The organism is Streptomyces hazeniae (assembly GCF_031845485.1).
Classification (GTDB): Bacteria; Actinomycetota; Actinomycetes; order Streptomycetales; family Streptomycetaceae; genus Streptomyces; species Streptomyces hazeniae.
In genome coordinates, this window is record NZ_JAVREQ010000041.1 from 13,731 (window position 1) to 29,550 (window position 15,820).

The 15,820-nt window shown below is 72.9% G+C and carries 12 protein-coding genes and 1 pseudogene; 7 read left to right on the plus strand and 6 right to left on the minus strand.

Features of this window, described 5'->3' with window-relative positions; translation table 11 throughout:
- The first annotated feature begins 131 nt into the window (after window positions 1-131).
- A complete protein-coding gene (locus RM572_RS27665; protein ID WP_311676120.1) occupies window positions 132-1,802 on the plus strand; it encodes a sodium:solute symporter family protein in 1,671 nt (556 codons plus the stop codon).
- Between the two features lie 127 nt (window positions 1,803-1,929).
- On the plus strand, window positions 1,930-2,247 hold the full coding sequence (locus tag RM572_RS27670) for a hypothetical protein (protein ID WP_311676131.1): 318 nt from the start codon (window positions 1,930-1,932) through the stop codon (window positions 2,245-2,247).
- A 47-nt stretch (window positions 2,248-2,294) separates the two neighbouring features.
- Here the strand turns inward: RM572_RS27670 and RM572_RS27675 are convergent, their stop codons facing one another.
- The 6 genes and pseudogenes from RM572_RS27675 to RM572_RS27700 form a co-directional block, all read right to left on the minus strand.
- Window positions 2,295-2,981: a response regulator transcription factor gene (locus RM572_RS27675; RefSeq protein WP_311676121.1), complete on the minus strand. Its 687-nt coding sequence runs from the start codon at window positions 2,979-2,981 to the stop codon at window positions 2,295-2,297.
- 128 nt (window positions 2,982-3,109) lie between these two features.
- Window positions 3,110-5,017 (minus strand): outer membrane protein assembly factor BamB family protein, encoded by a 1,908-nt coding sequence (locus RM572_RS27680; RefSeq protein WP_311676122.1) that lies wholly within the window; start codon window positions 5,015-5,017, stop codon window positions 3,110-3,112.
- Between the two features lie 215 nt (window positions 5,018-5,232).
- Window positions 5,233-7,086 (minus strand): ABC-F family ATP-binding cassette domain-containing protein, encoded by a 1,854-nt coding sequence (locus RM572_RS27685; RefSeq protein ID WP_311676123.1) that lies wholly within the window; start codon window positions 7,084-7,086, stop codon window positions 5,233-5,235.
- Window positions 7,087-7,174: 88 nt separating this feature from the next.
- On the minus strand, window positions 7,175-7,672 hold the full coding sequence (locus tag RM572_RS27690; RefSeq protein ID WP_311676124.1) for a YbaK/EbsC family protein: 498 nt from the start codon (window positions 7,670-7,672) through the stop codon (window positions 7,175-7,177).
- A gap of 166 nt (window positions 7,673-7,838) precedes the next feature.
- Window positions 7,839-9,347 (minus strand): annotated as a pseudogene (locus tag RM572_RS27695) (penicillin-binding transpeptidase domain-containing protein); the annotation flags it as partial.
- A gap of 146 nt (window positions 9,348-9,493) precedes the next feature.
- Entirely contained in the window at window positions 9,494-11,230 is a 1,737-nt protein-coding gene (locus RM572_RS27700; protein ID WP_311676125.1) for a dolichyl-phosphate-mannose--protein mannosyltransferase, read from the minus strand.
- A 129-nt stretch (window positions 11,231-11,359) separates the two neighbouring features.
- Between RM572_RS27700 and rsmI the strand changes: the two genes are divergently transcribed.
- From rsmI to RM572_RS27725, 5 genes are all read left to right on the plus strand, one after another.
- Window positions 11,360-12,223 carry a 16S rRNA (cytidine(1402)-2'-O)-methyltransferase gene (gene rsmI / locus RM572_RS27705; RefSeq protein WP_311676126.1) on the plus strand — a complete coding sequence of 288 codons (864 nt, stop codon included), beginning with the start codon at window positions 11,360-11,362 and terminating at the stop codon, window positions 12,221-12,223.
- A 216-nt stretch (window positions 12,224-12,439) separates the two neighbouring features.
- A complete protein-coding gene (locus RM572_RS27710; RefSeq protein WP_037790175.1) occupies window positions 12,440-12,715 on the plus strand; it encodes a hypothetical protein in 276 nt (91 codons plus the stop codon).
- Between the two features lie 34 nt (window positions 12,716-12,749).
- Window positions 12,750-13,595: a TatD family hydrolase gene (locus RM572_RS27715; RefSeq protein ID WP_311676127.1), complete on the plus strand. Its 846-nt coding sequence runs from the start codon at window positions 12,750-12,752 to the stop codon at window positions 13,593-13,595.
- 9 nt (window positions 13,596-13,604) lie between these two features.
- Window positions 13,605-14,486: a 16S rRNA (adenine(1518)-N(6)/adenine(1519)-N(6))-dimethyltransferase RsmA gene (gene rsmA / locus RM572_RS27720; RefSeq protein ID WP_311676128.1), complete on the plus strand. Its 882-nt coding sequence runs from the start codon at window positions 13,605-13,607 to the stop codon at window positions 14,484-14,486.
- Entirely contained in the window at window positions 14,483-15,379 is an 897-nt protein-coding gene (locus RM572_RS27725) for a 4-(cytidine 5'-diphospho)-2-C-methyl-D-erythritol kinase (protein WP_311676129.1), read from the plus strand. The genes rsmA and RM572_RS27725 overlap by 4 nt, the downstream gene beginning before the upstream one ends.
- The last annotated feature ends 441 nt before the right edge of the window (window positions 15,380-15,820 follow it).

Consider the following 15,820-nt stretch of genomic DNA (forward strand, 5'->3'; position numbering starts at 1 on the left):
TGCGCGCGCCGACCGCCCACCGCGAGCGCTCATCATTTTTAAACAAAGCTGACCAACAGATCCCTTCAAGCACGGACGGAATCCGAGTACGTTCACGACGCAACCACCACGACGGAAGCGAGTGACCCCCCATGGAACATCTCGCCGAAGGACTTCGGCTCCCTGTCAACGCGCTCGACTACACCCTGCTGGGCATCTACTTCGTCGTCGTCCTCGGCATCGGCTTCGCCGCCCGCCGCAGCGTGAAGACGTCACTGGACTTCTTCCTCTCCGGCCGCTCGCTGCCGGCCTGGATCACCGGCCTCGCCTTCGTCGCCGCCAACCTCGGGGCCACCGAGATCCTCGGCATGGCCGCCAACGGCGCGCAGTACGGCGTGTACACCGTCCACTGGTACTGGGTCGGCGCCATCCCCGCGATGGTGTTCCTGGGCCTGGTGATGATGCCGTTCTACTACGGCTCCAAGGTCCGCTCGGTGCCCGAGTTCCTGCTGCACCGCTTCGGGCCGTCCTCACACCTGCTCAGCTCGGTCATCTTCGCCGTCGCCTCGCTGCTCATCGCCGGGGTCAACCTGTACGCCCTCGCGATCGTGCTGGAGGCCCTGCTGGGCTGGCCGCAGTGGCTGGCCATCGTCGTCTCCGGCTTCTTCGTGCTCGCCTACATCACCCTCGGCGGTCTCTCCTCGGCCATCTACAACGAGGTGCTCCAGTTCTTCGTCATCCTGGCGGCGCTGATCCCGCTCACCGTCGTCGGCCTGCAGCGGGTCGGCGGCTGGAACGGGCTGACCGACAAGCTCACCGGCTCCCAGGGACCGGAGTTCGTCACCGCCTGGGAGGGCACCGGCATCGGCACGGACAACCCGCTGGGCGCCAACTGGCTGACCATCGTGCTCGGCCTCGGCTTCGTGCTCAGCTTCGGCTACTGGACGACCAACTTCGCCGAGGTGCAGCGCGCGCTGTCCGCGAAGAACCTCTCCGCCGCGAAGCGGACCCCGCTGATCGCCGCCTTCCCCAAGATCCTCATCCCGATGGTCGTGGTGGTGCCCGGCCTGATCGCCCTGGTCCTGGAGCCGGGCATCGGCCGCACCACGGAAGGACTCCAGTACAACGACGCGATCCCGGTCCTGATGCGCGACCTGTTGCCGAACGGCGTGCTGGGCATCGCCATCACCGGGCTGATCGCCGCCTTCATGGCCGGCATGGCGGCGAACATCTCCTCCTTCAACACCGTCTTCACCAACGACATCTGGGGCGCCTACCTGAAGAAGGACCGGCCGGACGAGCACTACGTCTCCGTGGCCCGCTGGGTGACCGTCGTCGGGGTGCTGATCGGCATGGGGACGGCGTTCATCGCCTCCAGCTTCAGCAACATCATGAACTACCTGCAGACGCTCTTCTCGTTCTTCAACGTGCCGCTGTTCGCGGTGTTCATCATCGGCATGTTCTGGAAGCGCACCACACCCGCCGCCGGCTTCTGGGGGCTGCTCGGCGGCACCGTCGCGGCGATGGTCAACTACTTCTGGTTCTACCAGCAGGGCATCATCGACTTCCCCAGCGACCAGGGAGCCAACTTCGTCTCCGCGATCGTCGCGTTCGTCGTCGGCGGCGTGATCATGACGGTGCTCACCATGGTCACCAGGCCGAAGCCGGTGGAGGAACTGGCCGGACTGGTCTACGGAACGGTCTCCCCGGGCATGCAGGAACCGCCTGCGGAGGGCGACCAGGCGTGGTACCGCAAGCCCGCGCTGCTCGGCTGGGGTGCGATCCTCCTCGCCGCAGCCGCCTACATCCCCTTCTCCCTCTGACCCCGCCCGCGCGACGAAGGACGGAACTCCTGTGACCGACAACGCGAAGGACCCCGGCGGGCGCCGGCACCCGCACGAGCACGCACACGAGCGCGAGCACTACGACCCGGCGGCGTACGCCCGGCAGATGGAGGACCTGGAACGACGCTCCAGCTCCGCCGCCCGCCTCTTCGACGTACGCCGCATCATCGGCGGCCTGTTCGTCGTCTACGGCCTCATCGTCACGGTCGCCGGCGTCACCGCCTCCGAGGCCGACCTCGAGAAGGCCCAGGGCATCAACATCAACCTCTGGACGGGGATCGGGATGCTCGCGCTCGGCGTCTTCTTCCTGCTCTGGCTCCGGCTGAGCCCTGCCGTGCCGCCCCCCGCACCGCCCGGGCCCGGCGAAGCGGACCCGGCAGCCCCGGACCCCGCAGCTCCGGACCCCGGCGCTCCCCGGAGCTGACCCCGGCGGCGGTGGGCCGGCCGCGGACGGGCGGGTCCCGTCGGGCGTCACTCCTCGGCGGGGAGTGACCCGTTCGCGGCCCGGTCCAGCAGCCCGGTACGTGCCGCCAGCGCGGCCGCCTCCAGCCGGGAGGTCACGGCCAGCTTGCGCAGCACCCGCTGCACGTGGGTGCGTGCGGTACTGGTGGCGATCCCCATGCCCGCGGCGATCAGCCGGGTGTCCTCGCCCTCGGCCACGCGCACCAGTACCGCCGCCTCGCGCGGGGTGAGCAGGCGCAGCAGCCGCGCGGCCTCGTCGTCCGCCTCCGCCGGCGGGTGCAGCAGTTCGGCGAACGCCCGCTGGAGCAGCTGCGGCGCCACGGCCGCCTCGCCCGCCCGGGCCTTGGCCATGGCCCGTTCGACGCCTTCGATCCGCTCGTCCTGCCGGACGTAGCCGGACGCGCCCGCGGCGAACGCCGCGGCGATGCCGCGCGGGCAGAGCACCGGCCCGAGCACCACCACGCCGGTCTGCGGCCGCGCGGAGCGGATACGTTTCACCGGATCGAACGCCCCCGGTGCGGACGGCGCCGCCGTGCCCAGCAGGCACACCTCCGGCGCCCGCGCGACGACCAGCTCGGCGGTCCCGGCGCCGGGTGCCGCCGCGGCGAGCACCCGGTGCCCGCGCAGTCGCAGCGCCGTGGCCAGCGCTTCCGCCAGCAGCCGCTTCTCGTCCACCACGACGACCCGCACACCCATCGAGCTCCCCCGTCACCACCCCGGTGCCGTGCTCATGGACACGCGCCGGCCCCGGACACATGTGCACGAAAGCTACACGGTCCGGGGCCGGTTCGCCCGATCCTGCGGGAAATCGGGCCGGTGGAGGATCAGTCGACGCCGAAGACCGCCGCCAGCGGCTTGTCGCCGTCGTCACGCTCGGAGAGCAGGTCGGTCTGCAGGTGCAGCCGGCCGTACGCGAACAGCGCCCGGTCCAGCAGCCGGTAGGCGACGAACTGCTCCTCCATGTGCGTCTGCTGGAGCTTGAGCCAGCTCGTCTGCTTGCCGTTCTCCGGGTCGATCGCGACGATCTCCCCACCCTGCTCGTAGCTGGGCAGGCGGTAGCCGATCAGCTTGCCCTCGTCGTAGCGCAGCGGCGTCATGGCGCGCTTCTCACCCGCGGCCGACTTCCACTTGGTCGTGCCGGTCTTGATGTCGAACTTCATGATCTCGTTCGTCCGGCCGTAGTCCGCGCTCGACTCGTGCATCTGCGTGCGCATGTAGACGGCGTCGTCGGTCGCGACGATGCCGCGGCAGCCCTCGGCGGACAGGTCGCAGTCGACCTCGTAGCGGCTGCCGAGGGAGATCTTCGCCATCAGCTTCATGTCGTCCGAGACGGTCATGATGTCGGTCGGCGACGGGCCGCCGGCGCCGACCACGAGGACCAGCGGGTCGGTGGAGGCCACCGACACCGTGCGGACGCTGCCCGGAACCTTGAACTCGCTCTGCGCCTTGCCGGTCTTCGGGTCCAGCGTCTGCACGAGGTACTGCGGCTTGGTGTAGCTGCCGCACTCGACCAGCGCGATCAGCTTCGCGCCGCCCGCGTAGCCGTCGTCACGGCACTCGCCGCCGAACTCGCCGGCCCAGATGGGTTCGCCGCCCGCCAGCGGGTAGCCGACGGAACCGCCGATCCAGGCCGCCGCCACGGTGCCCTGGCTGATGGTGACGCTGCCACCGAGGCTGTTGACGTTGGCGTCGTTGGGCATGGTCTTCTGCCACACCTTCTTGCCGGCGGCCAGGTCGAGGACGGCCATCTGGTTGCACCGCGCCTTGCTGGAGCGGGTCTCGCGGGTGACGACGGCGGTCTTGCCGTCCTCGGTCTGCTGGAGCGCGGCCGCACACACCTGTCCGTCGAGCGGGATCTTCCACGCCTCGGAGCCGTCGGAGGCGTTGAGGCCGAGGATGGCGTTGACCGAGGTCTTGACGAAGATGTCCTCGGTCGCCCACATGCCGGGGACCGAGGTGATGTCGCCGACCTTCGGGGCGTCCACGCTGAACAGCAGCTCGCCCTCGGTGCCGGACGGCTGGTGGCCGTCGCCGACGTTGCCGTCGCCACCGGTGGACCCGCCGCTGTCGCCGCCGGTGGTGCCCTGCGTGGTGCCGCGGGTGTCCCCCTGCGGGTCGGGGTCGCCGCCGGAGTCCTTGGTGAGGAACCAGACGCCGACACCCACGATCAGCAGCGTGGCCACGGCCGCCGCGATGATCGCGACGGTCTTGTTGCTGTCACGGCCGGGCGCCGGACCGCCCGGCGCCGCGCCGCGCGGCAGGGTCTGGGCCATGCCGGGGTGCCCGTACGGTCCGGGCTGACCGGGCTGGCCGTACGGACCGGGCTGGCCGTAGGGACCGGGCGCGGCGTACGGGCCGGGCTGGCCGTACGGGCCGGGCTGACCGGGCTGCCCGAAGCCGCCGGGCTGCGGGCCGTACCCGCCGGGGGCACCCGGGGCTCCGGGAGCGGCGCCGGGGGCGCCGGGGGCGCCGGGTGCGCCGGGGTAGCCGTAGCCCTGTGTCGGCTGCTGCGACACGTCGCCCGGAGCGGCCGGCCCCGGGTAGCCGTAGCCGCCGCCCTGCGGGGGCTGTTGCGGGTAGCCGTAGCCCCCGGCGGCGGGCTGCTGCGGCGACTCCTTGTCGAGGGAGGGCTTGTCCGCGGCCGGGCTCTCTGCGCGCGGGGCCTTCGACTCACCGGACTCGTCTCCGGGCTGGGGCGGCTGGCTGGGGGGAGGAGGGGGCGGCTGAGACATGCGGTGTCCTCGCGGAACGGGCAGACCGTCGTGCCCGGCATCCCGAACCCCCCGTAGGGCCGAGCGAATCGGACATCGAGCCCGCCATGACTGACTGGTGAGTGAGGTTCTTTCTACCACCGGACGCCGCGCGGGAGCGTTCCGGTTCCGTCACGGCCTCGGGACGGATCTGTCAAGCGCGGCGCGCCGTCCCCCCGTGACCGGCCGCTCCGGTCCTACTCGCCTTCGGCGAGTTCCAGCCAGCGGGTCTCCAAGTCGTCGCGCTCGGAGGCCAGTTCGCGCAAGCGGGCGTCCAGGCCGGCGACGCGCTCGAAGTCCGTGGCGTGCTCGGCGATCTCGCCGTGCAGCGTGGACTCCTCGGCGCCGACCTTGTCCAGCCGCCGCTCGATGCGCTGGAGTTCCTTCTGCGCGGCGCGGGACAGGGCAGCCGGTTTCGCGGCGGCCTGCCCTGCCTGCCCGGCCTGCCCCGGTTGCCCGTTCTGTCCGGCCGGACGGGTCGCCGCCTGCGCGGCGGGCCCGGCGGCCGTCTGCGCGCGCACCCGGGCCCGCCGCTCCAGGTACTCGTCGACGCCGCGCGGCAGCATCCGCAACGTCCCGTCCCCCAGCAGCGCGTGGACGCGGTCGGTGGTGCGTTCCAGGAAGTAGCGGTCGTGGGAGATGACGACGAGGGAGCCCGCCCAGCCGTCGAGCAGGTCCTCGAGCTGGGTCAGCGTCTCGATGTCCAGGTCGTTGGTGGGCTCGTCGAGGAAGAGGACGTTGGGCTCGTCCATCAGCAGCCGCAGGATCTGCAGCCGGCGGCGCTCGCCGCCGGACAGGTCGCCGACCGGCGTCCACTGCTTCTCCTTCACGAAGCCGAACTTCTCGCAGAGCTGCGACGCGGTCATCTCCCGCCCCTTGCCCAGCTCCACGCGGGAGCGCACCCGCTCCACCGCCTCCAGCACGCGCCAGTTCGGGTCGACCTCGGCCACCTCCTGCGAGAGGTAGGCCAGTTTGACCGTCCTGCCGACCTTGACGCGTCCCGCGGCGGGCTGCTTCTCGCCGCCGCTGCGCGCGGCCTCCTCCATCGCCCGCAGCAGCGAGGTCTTGCCGGCGCCGTTGACGCCGACCAGCCCGATGCGGTCGCCCGGCCCCAGCTGCCAGGTCAGGTGCCGCAGCAGCACCTTCGGCCCGGCCTGCACGGTGACGTCCTCCAGGTCCAGGACGGTCTTCCCGAGCCGGGAGTTGGCGAACCGCATCAGCTCCGCGTCGTTCCGGGGCGGCGGCACGTCGGCGATCAGCGCGTTCGCCGCCTCGATGCGGAACCGCGGCTTGCTGGTGCGGGCGGGGGCGCCGCGCCGGAGCCAGGCCAGTTCCTTCCGCATCAGGTTCTGCCGCTTGGCCTCCTCGGTCGCGGCGATGCGTTCCCGCTCGGCGCGGGCGAACACGTAGTCGCTGTACCCGCCGTCGTACTCGTGCACGCTGCCGCGCTGCACGTCCCACATGCGGGTGCACACCTGGTCCAGGAACCAGCGGTCGTGGGTGACGCACACCAGCGCCGAGCGCCGCGCCCGCAGGTGCCCGGCCAGCCAGGAGATGCCCTCGACGTCCAGGTGGTTGGTCGGCTCGTCGAGCACGATCAGGTCCTGCTCGGCGATCAGCAGCTGCGCGAGCGCGATGCGGCGGCGCTCCCCGCCGGAGAGCGGGCCGATCACGGTTTCCAGCCCGTCCGGGAAGCCCGGCAGGTCCAGCCCGCCGAACAGACCGGTGAGCACGTCGCGGATCTTCGCGTTCCCGGCCCACTCGTGGTCGGCCATGTCGCCCAGCACCTCGTGGCGGACGGTGGCGGCCGGGTCGAGGGAGTCGTGCTGGGTGAGCACCCCGAGGCGCAGCCCGCCCGCGTGCGTGACGCGCCCGTCGTCGGGGGACTCCTGCCGGGCGAGGATGCGAATGAGGGTGGTCTTGCCGTCCCCGTTCCGCCCGACGACGCCGATGCGGTCGCCCTCGCTGACGCCGAGCGAGAGGCCGTCCAGCAGGGCACGGGTGCCGTACACCTTGCCGACGGCTTCCAGGTTGACGAGGTTGACTGCCATCTCACTCCTGCGACGCGTTCCGGGACGGCGTCCCAGCCTAGACGCCCCGTTGCCGTGCCCCTGCCGCCCCCGGCGACCGGGAGATTCGTCAGGCGGGGGCCTGCCGGGTCTCGGCGACGTCGGCGAGGTCGGCCCCGGCGTGGGCGATCAGCGCCCCCGGGTCGATCGGGAAGACGGTGTGCGGCGTCCCCGCCGCCGCCCACACGGTGGTGTGCGCGAGCAGCCCGCGGTCGGCGAGCACGCGCAGCGGCGTGACGTGGCCGAACGGCGGCACCCCGCCGATGGCGTAGCCGGTGGCCCGGCGGACGGCGTCGGCGTTCGCCCGGCCGACCGTGCCCGCGCCGAGCCGTTCCCGCACCCGGGCGAGGTCGACGCGGGTCGCGCCGTCCATCAGCACGAGCACGGGTTTGCCGTCGGCCTCGAAGACGAGCGACTTCACGATCTGGCTCAGCTCGCAGCCGACCGCAGCCGCGGCGTCGGCGGCGGTCCGGGTGCCGTCGGGAAAGGCGCGGACCTCGACGGCGTCGAGGCCCAGTGCGGCGAGTGCGGCGGCGAAGCGCGGGTGCGCGGCGGACGGAGCGGTCATCCGTCCACGCTAACGCGGCACGGGCCGGGAACGGCACGGCACCGGTCGGGCCCGCGTACTCGCCGCCGTGGCCGACGGCGGGTACGACCGCCGCGGCGGCGATGTCCCCGGAGTACGCCGTGAACCACGCGTCCGGCTTCTTCTGGCCCATGACCTCGGCCGAGCCGGTCTTCGCGCCGAAGTCGCCGCTCATGCCGGCCATGGGGGCCGCCGCGGTGCCGCTCACCGCGGTGAGGTTCATCATCTGCCGCAGGCCGCTCGCGGTCTCCGGTTTCATCGTCTGCGGGGCGCCGGTCAGCGTGCGGCCGTCGATCTCCGGGGAGACGATGTACGGCTGCTTGAAGACGCCGGTCTTCACGGTCGCCGAGACGGACGCCATGTTCAGCGGGTTCATCCGCACGCCGCCCTGCCCGATGAGGGAGGCGCCCATCTGCGCGGCGCTCTGCACCGGGACGCGGCCGTCCATGGTGGAGGTGCCGACCTGCCAGGTGAGGCCGAGCCCGAAGACGTCGCGGGCGTAGTTCGTCAGCGAGTCGTTCTGCAGTTCCGGGGCCTGGCTGATGAACGCGGTGTTGCAGGAGCGGGCGAAGCTCTGCGCGAAGGTGCCGCCCTTGATCTCGAAGTGGTCGTCGTTGTGGAAGGGCCAGTCGCCGTACTCGAACTCCTTCGGGCACGGGTGCGCCGCGTTCGGCGAGGCGAGGCCCTTGTCCATGAGCATGCCGGCGGTGACGACCTTCATCGTGGAGCCGGGGGCGTAGAGGCCCTGGAAGGCGATGTTGAAGCCGGGCGCGGGGGTGTGGGCGACGGCCAGGATCTCGCCGGTGCTGGGCTTCACGGCGACGACGGCGGCCTTGTTCTTGCCGGCGATCGCGGACTCGGCGGCCTGCTGCACGCCGAGGTCGATCGTGGTCCGGAGGGTGCCCTCCTCCCCTTCGGAGAGGGTGAGGAGGGTGGTGCCGGTCTCCTCGCCCTTCGCGTCGAGGATGCGGGTCTCGATGCCGGGCTCCCCGCCCGCCTTGTCGCCGTAGCGCTTGCGCAGGTCGGCGAGGATGCCGCCCAGCGCCGGATGGTCGTCCTTGGTGAGCTCGGTGCCGTTGCGGTCGACGGCCTTGATCGGCGGGGTGCCCGCCTCGCCGGTCTCGATGCTCTGGCCGTCCTTCAACTCGGGGTGCAGGACGGACGGTTCCCAGTGGACGAGTGCGTCGCCGGTCTTCTTGTCCCGTACGACGCTCACGGCACCGTCGTAGGACCAGTCGGCGGTGGTCTCCTCGTGGACGATCTTCGCCTCGGCCGCGAAGGCGACCTCGCGCTGCTTCGGCTTCTGCGGGGTGAACGCGATCTCGTCGACGGCTGCGTCCTCGCGGAACGCGGTGAGCGCCTTCAGCGCGGTGGTCTGGTCGTCGGTGAGGGCGGCGGCCTGCCGCTCCTTGCCGGCGGCCCAGGCGTCCAGGAAGTCGCCCGCCACCGTGCGGACTTCCTCCGCGGTCGGCGGCCCGGTCTCGGCGGTCTCCGGCTGCTTCCCGTCCGCGGTCGTCGTCCCCACGCCGCCGCGGCCCGCCTCGTCGTCGCCGACCAGTGCGTACACGCCGAAACCGGTGGCGCCGATGACGACGGCGGCCACGGAGCCGATGACCGCCATGCGCTGTCTGTCCCGCGCCTGTTCCCTGTGACCCATCCGGATAGTGCCCCTCCACCCCGCCCCGGCCGACGCGGCCGGGGACCTTGTCCGAGGCACCCTACGGCACGAACCTTGACGGACCGGGCGCCCACATCACTCTTTCGCGTATCGAATCGGTGTATCGGCGCGGCGGTTCGCGACGGTCAGATCCAGGTGTCCAGCCACATGCGCTGCCGCCAGGCGTCGAGCGGGATCGTCTCGCCGGTGTACACGGGCCAGAAATAGATGAAGTTCCACACGACGAGCAGCACCAGCACTCCGGAGGCGACGACGCCGACCAGGCGGCGGCGTTCGGTGACACCGGGCGGACCGGCGAGCGCCCCGAGCATCATGGTGACCGCGAGGCAGAGGAACGGCACGAAGACGACGGCGTAGAAGTAGAAGATGGTGCGTTCCTGGTACTGGAACCACGGCAGGTAGCCGGCGGCGATGCCGCACAGGATCGCGCCGGCGCGCCAGTCGCGGCGCAGCAGCCAGCGGTAGAGCACGTACAGCACGGCGGCGCAGCCGGCCCACCACAGCAACGGCGTGCCCAGGGCGAGCACTTCGCGGGCGCAGCCGTCCGCCGCCGTGCACCCGGCCTCGCCCTTGTCGGGCGACTCGTAGAAGTAGGAGACCGGGCGCCCCAGGACCAGCCAGCTCCACGGGTTGGACTCGTAGGTGTGGCCGTCGGTGAGACCGACGTGGAAGTCGTAGACCTGCGTCTCGTAGTGCCACAGGCTCCGCACCGCGTCGGGCAGCCAGGTCGCTCCCTGGCCTGCGCCCTCGGTGCGCGCCCAGTCGCGGTGGTAGCCGCGGTCGGTGGCGAACCAGCCGGTCCACGAGGCGACGTAGGTGAGCAGGGCGACCGGAACGGTGGAGAGGAAGGCGGGCAGGGCGTCGCGGCGGAGCATCGCGGTGAACGGCCGTCCGGCGCCGGCCGCGCGGCGGGAGCCCATGTCCCACAGCACGGCGAGCACGCCGAACGCGGCGAGCACCACCAGGCCGTTCCACTTGGTGGCGAAGGCCAGTCCGAGGCACACTCCGGCGGCGATGCGCCACGGCCGCACGCCGAGTTTCACGCGCTCCGCGAGGTACGCGTCCGGGGACGCCCCGCCCTCCCGGTCGGGGTCGGGCGGGAGGGCGGCCGCCAGGCGGGCGCGCGCCGTGTCCCGGTCCACGAGCAGGCAGCCGAACGCGGCGAGGACCCAGAACATCAGCACCAGGTCCAGCAGCGCGGTGCGGCTCATCACGAAGTGCAGGCCGTCCACGGCCAGCAGGCCCCCGGCCAGGCAGCCCAGCGCCGTGGAGCGGAACAGCCGGCGGCCGATGCGGCAGAGCATCAGCACCGAGAGGGTGCCGAGCACGGCGGTCATGAACCGCCAGCCGAACGGGTTCAGCCCCCACATCACCTCGCCGAGCCCGATGATCCACTTCCCGACCGGGGGGTGGACGACGTAGGAGGGGTCGGAGGAGAGCCCGACGTCGCCGGCTCCGGAGAGGATGCGCTCGTTGGCGCCGTCCTCCCACGTCCCCTCGTAGCCGAACTGCCAGAGGGACCAGGCGTCCTTGGCGTAGTAGGTCTCGTCGAATATCACCGCGTGCGGCGACCCGAGCTGCCAGAACCGCAGCAGTCCGGCGACCAGGGCGACGAGCAGCGGCCCGCCCCAGGCCGACCAGACGGCCAGCCGCTCCGCCGCGCGCGGGGAGAAGCCGAAGAGGGCCGCGGGCCTGCGGGAGGGACGGGGGTAGGGCGGTACGAGCCGCTCGCGCAGCCCGGCGCGCGGCGCGGGGCGGTAGCCGAAGCGGCGCAGCCGCGCCTGCCGCCCGGGCGGCGCGGGGGGCGGGGCGGTCTCGTGCGCTGCCTCGGTGGCGGTCTCCTGGGTCGTCACAGCGCTCATCGTAAGGAACGCGCCCCCGCCCCCGCGGCGCGGCAAGCCGACTCTTCCCCTTCCCCCTTCCGTCCGGCACCGCGTGGCGGGCGGGCCGCGAGTTGCCCGGGGCGCGGTCCGGCGGCGAGACTCGCGCGCATGACCTCCACCGGAACCCTCGTCCTCGCCGGCACGCCCATCGGCGACACCGCCGACGCCCCGCCGCGGCTGGCCGCCGAGCTCGCGGCCGCGGACGTCGTCGCGGCGGAGGACACCCGGCGGCTGCGCCGGCTCACGCAGGCGCTGGACGTGCAGGTCGGCGGTCGGGTGGTGTCCTACTTCGAGGGGAACGAGTCCGCCCGGACGCCGGAGCTGGTGGAGGCCCTGGCGGGCGGGGCGCGGGTGCTGCTGGTGACCGACGCGGGCATGCCGTCGGTGTCGGATCCGGGGTACCGGCTGGTGGGGGCCGCCGTGGAGCGGGGCGTGCGGGTCACCGCCGTGCCGGGGCCGTCGGCGGTGCTGACGGCGCTCGCGCTGTCCGGCCTGCCGGTGGACCGTTTCTGCTTCGAGGGCTTCCTGCCCCGCAAGCGCGGGGAACGCCTGACCCGGCTGCGGGAGGCCGAGCGGGAGCGGCGCACTCTGGTGTACTTCGAAGCCCCGCACCGCCTGCACGACGCGCTGACGGCGATGGCGGAGGTCTTCGGCGCCGGCCGCCGGGCGGCGGTGTGCCGGGAGCTGACCAAGACCTACGAGGAGGTCCGGCGCGGTCCGCTCGCGGAGCTGACCGCGTGGGCGGCCGAGGGCGTGCGCGGCGAGATCACCGTCGTCGTCGAGGGCGCGGCGCCGCCCGGACCGGAGGACCTGGACGGCGCGGAGCTGGCCCGCCGTGTGGCGGTGCGCGAGGAGGCCGGGGAGCGTCGCAAGGAGGCGATCGCGGCGGTCGCGCAGGGCGCGGGCGTGCCCAAGCGGGAGGTCTTCGACGCGGTGGTCGCGGCGAAGCAGGCCGGCTCCGGCGGGCACTGACCGCGCACGCTCCGTACACCTCGCTCCTCATGTCACACCACCCGGTAAAGCGTTAACCTGAAAAGCAAAACCTCGCCCAGGAAAGAGGCGGTTTCTCCGCTCCGGGCCCAACTCAGGGCCAATTGTCCTCAACGCTTCCCACAAGACTGCTGCGTTTCTTCCGGCACGGGAGTCCACTGGCCGTGGGCTCTTTCGCCCGGGAAGAAGGGAGCTTCGATGACGGAGACCGGCGGCACAGGAGCATCCGGAACGACGGTGCACGAGGCGTACAGCTTCGCCTGCATGAACTGCGGCTACGGCTGGGAGCAGACGTACGACATCGAGCACCGCACGGGGCCGGACGGCAAGCCGTTGATCACCTACTGGGCGGACGGCCGGCGCGTACCCTCCCCGCTCACCCACCCGACCTGCCCCAACTGCGAGGGCCACAAGCTGCGGATCATGCGCTCCGGACGGGTGGCCACGGCCGTGGACGCCTGGCAGCACCACTGACGCCCCGGCCAGGGCGGGGACCTATCATCGCGGCATGCCCGCTCCCGCCCATCCCGCACCGCCGCTGCCGGAACCGCTCCGCGTGCCGGTGGCCGACTCGCACACCCACCTCGACATGCAGGACGGCACCGTCGGGGACGCCCTCGCCAAGGCCGCCTCGGTGGGGGTGACGACCGTCGTGCAGATCGGCTGCGACGTGGAGCGGGCGGGCTGGGCGGCGGAGGTCGCCGCAGCCCACCCCTCCGTGCACGCGGCGGTCGCGCTGCACCCCAACGAGGCGCCGCGGCTGGCCGAGGAGGGCGGCCCGCAGGCGCTGGACGCCGCACTGGCGGAGATCGAGAAGCTGGCGGCGCTGCCGCAGGTGCTCGCCGTGGGCGAGACGGGCCTGGACTACTTCCGCACCGGCGAGGCCGGCATCGCCGAGCAGCAGCGTTCCTTTCGCGCGCACATCGCCCTCGCCAAGCGACTGGGCAAGGCCCTGGTCATCCACGACCGGGAGGCGCACGACGACGTCGTCCGCATCCTGCGCGAGGAGGGCGCGCCGGAGCGCACCGTCTTCCACTGCTTCTCCGGCGGCCCCGACCTGGCCCGGACCTGCGCCGAGCACGGCTGGTTCCTCTCCTTCGCCGGCAACGTCACCTTCAAGAACGCCCAGCCGCTGCGGGACGCCCTGTCCGCCGCGCCGCCGGAACTGCTGCTGGTGGAGACCGACGCACCGTTCCTCACCCCCGCGCCGTACCGGGGCCGCCCCAACGCGCCCTACCTCGTCCCGGTCACGCTCCGTGCGATGGCCGAGGTCAAGGACCTGTCCGAGGACGAGCTGGCCGGTCACGTGGCGGCGAACACGGCGCGCGCGTTCGGCTACGAACCGCGCCCGTAGACTGCTGCGGTGAGCTCCGCCCCCGATCCCCTCCTCTCCCCCGCCGACGTCCGCGAACTCGCCGCCGCGCTGGGGGTGCGTCCCACCAAGCAGCGCGGGCAGAACTTCGTCATCGACGCCAACACCGTCCGGCGGATCATCCGTACCGCGCAGGTCCTCCCGGACGACGTCGTGGTGGAGATCGGCCCCGGGCTCGGCTCGCTCACCCTGGGCCTGCTGGAGACCGCGCACCGCGTCACGGCCGTCGAGATCGACGACGTGCTGGCCGCCGCCCTCCCCGCCACGGTCGAGGCGCGTCTGCCGTCCCGCGCGGACCGCTTCACCCTCGTCCATTCCGACGCCCTCCACGTCACCGACCTGCCCGGCCCTCCGCCCACCGCGCTGGTCGCCAACCTGCCCTACAACGTGGCCGTACCGGTCCTCCTGCACATGCTCGCGGGCTTCCCCAGCATCGAACGCACCCTGGTCATGGTGCAGTCCGAGGTAGCCGACCGGCTGGCGGCACCACCCGGCTCCAAGGTGTACGGCGTGCCGTCGGTGAAGGCCGCCTGGTACTGCGAGGTGAAGCGCGCCGGCGCGATCGGCCGCAACGTCTTCTGGCCCGCGCCCAACGTCGACTCCGGGCTGGTCTCCCTCGTCCGCCGCGACCCGCCCGCCACCACCGCCTCCCGCACCGAGGTCTTCACCGTGGTGGACGCCGCCTTCGCGCAGCGCCGCAAGACGCTGCGCGCCGCCCTCTCCGGCTGGGCCGGCTCCGGCGCGGCCGCCGAAGAGGCACTGACCGCGGCGGGCGTCTCCCCGAAGGCCCGCGGCGAGTCCCTGACCGTCGAGGAGTTCGCCGCCATCGCCGAACACCGGCCGTCCCCCACCCAGAAGGAAGAGGCCGCGTGACCGTCACCGTCCGGGTCCCCGCGAAGGTCAACGTGCAGCTCGCGGTGGGACCGCCCCGCGCCGACGGCTTCCACGACCTGGCCAACGTCTTCCTCGCCGTCGGCCTCCACGACGAGGTGACGGCGACGCCCGCCGACACGTTCCGCCTCACCTGCACCGGCCCCGACGCCGACGCCGTGCCCCTCGACCCGACGAACCTCGCCGCCCGCGCCGCCGACGCCCTCGCCGCCCACCACGGCATCGCCACCCCCGGCGTCCACCTGCACCTCGCCAAGGACATCCCGGTCGCCGGAGGCATGGCCGGCGGCAGCGCCGACGCCGCCGGCGCCCTGCTCGCCTGCGACACCCTGTGGAACCTCCGCACCCCCCACCCGGACCTCCTCAGCCTCTGCGCCGACCTGGGCTCCGACGTCCCGTTCAGCCTGCTCGGCGGCGCCGCGCTGGGCCGCGGCCGCGGCGAACTGCTGACCCCCCTGGACGTCGGCGGCACCTTCCACTGGGTGTTCGCCGTGGCGGACGGCGGCCTGTCCACGCCTGCCGTCTACCGCGAGTGCGACCGCCTGCGCGGCACCGCGGACGTCCCCGAACCACAGGCGTCCCCCGCCCTCCTCACCGCCCTCCGCAAGGGCGACCCGCACGCCCTCGCCGGCGCCCTGGCCAACGACCTCCAGGCCGCCGCCCTCTCCCTCCGGCCCTCCCTCGCGGACACCCTGGAGGCCGGAAAGAGCGCCGGAGCCCTCGCCGGCCTGGTCTCCGGCTCGGGCCCCACCTGCGCCTTCCTCACCGAGGACGCCGCCACGGCGGAGACCGTCGCCGACGCCCTGCGCCGCTCCGGCACCTGCCGCACCGCCCGCCCCACCACCTCCCCCACCCCCGGCGCCACCCTCCTCTGACCCGCACCCCTCACCTCCCCCAGGGGCACGGGGGTGGGCCCAAGGCAACGGCAGGAGGCGCGGACGAAGGGCAAGACCGACACCCCCGGAAACCCCCGCCCGTGTTCGCCGGGCACCCCTTGCAACCTCACCTCCCCCAGGGGCACGGGGGTGGGCCGAGGGAACCGAGACGTGAGGAGGCGCGGACGAAGGGCAGGACCGACGCCCCCAGCAACCCCCGCCCGTGTTTACCGGGCACCCCTTGCAACCTCACCTCCCCCAGGGGCACGGGGGTGGGCCGGGGGCGGCGGCGTGGGACGTGAGGGGGCGTGGGCGGAGGGCAGGGCCGATGCGCCCGGAAACACTTGCCCGTGATTTGTGGGCCGCGAAATACGAGTCGTGCCCACCGTTCACCGAGAACGCGGCCCGTAAATCATGGGTTTCCGGGTCGTCGGCCCGGAC

Coding starts and splice junctions, on each gene's coding strand:
- RM572_RS27665 (WP_311676120.1), top strand. CDS start 132: ATGGAACATCTCGCCGAAGGACTTCGGCTCCCTGTCAACGCGCTCGAC.
- RM572_RS27685 (WP_311676123.1), bottom strand. CDS start 7,086: ATGGCAGTCAACCTCGTCAACCTGGAAGCCGTCGGCAAGGTGTACGGC.
- RM572_RS27670 (WP_311676131.1), top strand. CDS start 1,930: ATGGAGGACCTGGAACGACGCTCCAGCTCCGCCGCCCGCCTCTTCGAC.
- RM572_RS27710 (WP_037790175.1), top strand. CDS start 12,440: ATGACGGAGACCGGCGGCACAGGAGCATCCGGAACGACGGTGCACGAG.
- RM572_RS27690 (WP_311676124.1), bottom strand. CDS start 7,672: ATGACCGCTCCGTCCGCCGCGCACCCGCGCTTCGCCGCCGCACTCGCC.
- RM572_RS27680 (WP_311676122.1), bottom strand. CDS start 5,017: ATGTCTCAGCCGCCCCCTCCTCCCCCCAGCCAGCCGCCCCAGCCCGGA.
- rsmI (WP_311676126.1), top strand. CDS start 11,360: ATGACCTCCACCGGAACCCTCGTCCTCGCCGGCACGCCCATCGGCGAC.
- RM572_RS27715 (WP_311676127.1), top strand. CDS start 12,750: ATGCCCGCTCCCGCCCATCCCGCACCGCCGCTGCCGGAACCGCTCCGC.
- RM572_RS27675 (WP_311676121.1), bottom strand. CDS start 2,981: ATGGGTGTGCGGGTCGTCGTGGTGGACGAGAAGCGGCTGCTGGCGGAA.
- RM572_RS27700 (WP_311676125.1), bottom strand. CDS start 11,230: ATGAGCGCTGTGACGACCCAGGAGACCGCCACCGAGGCAGCGCACGAG.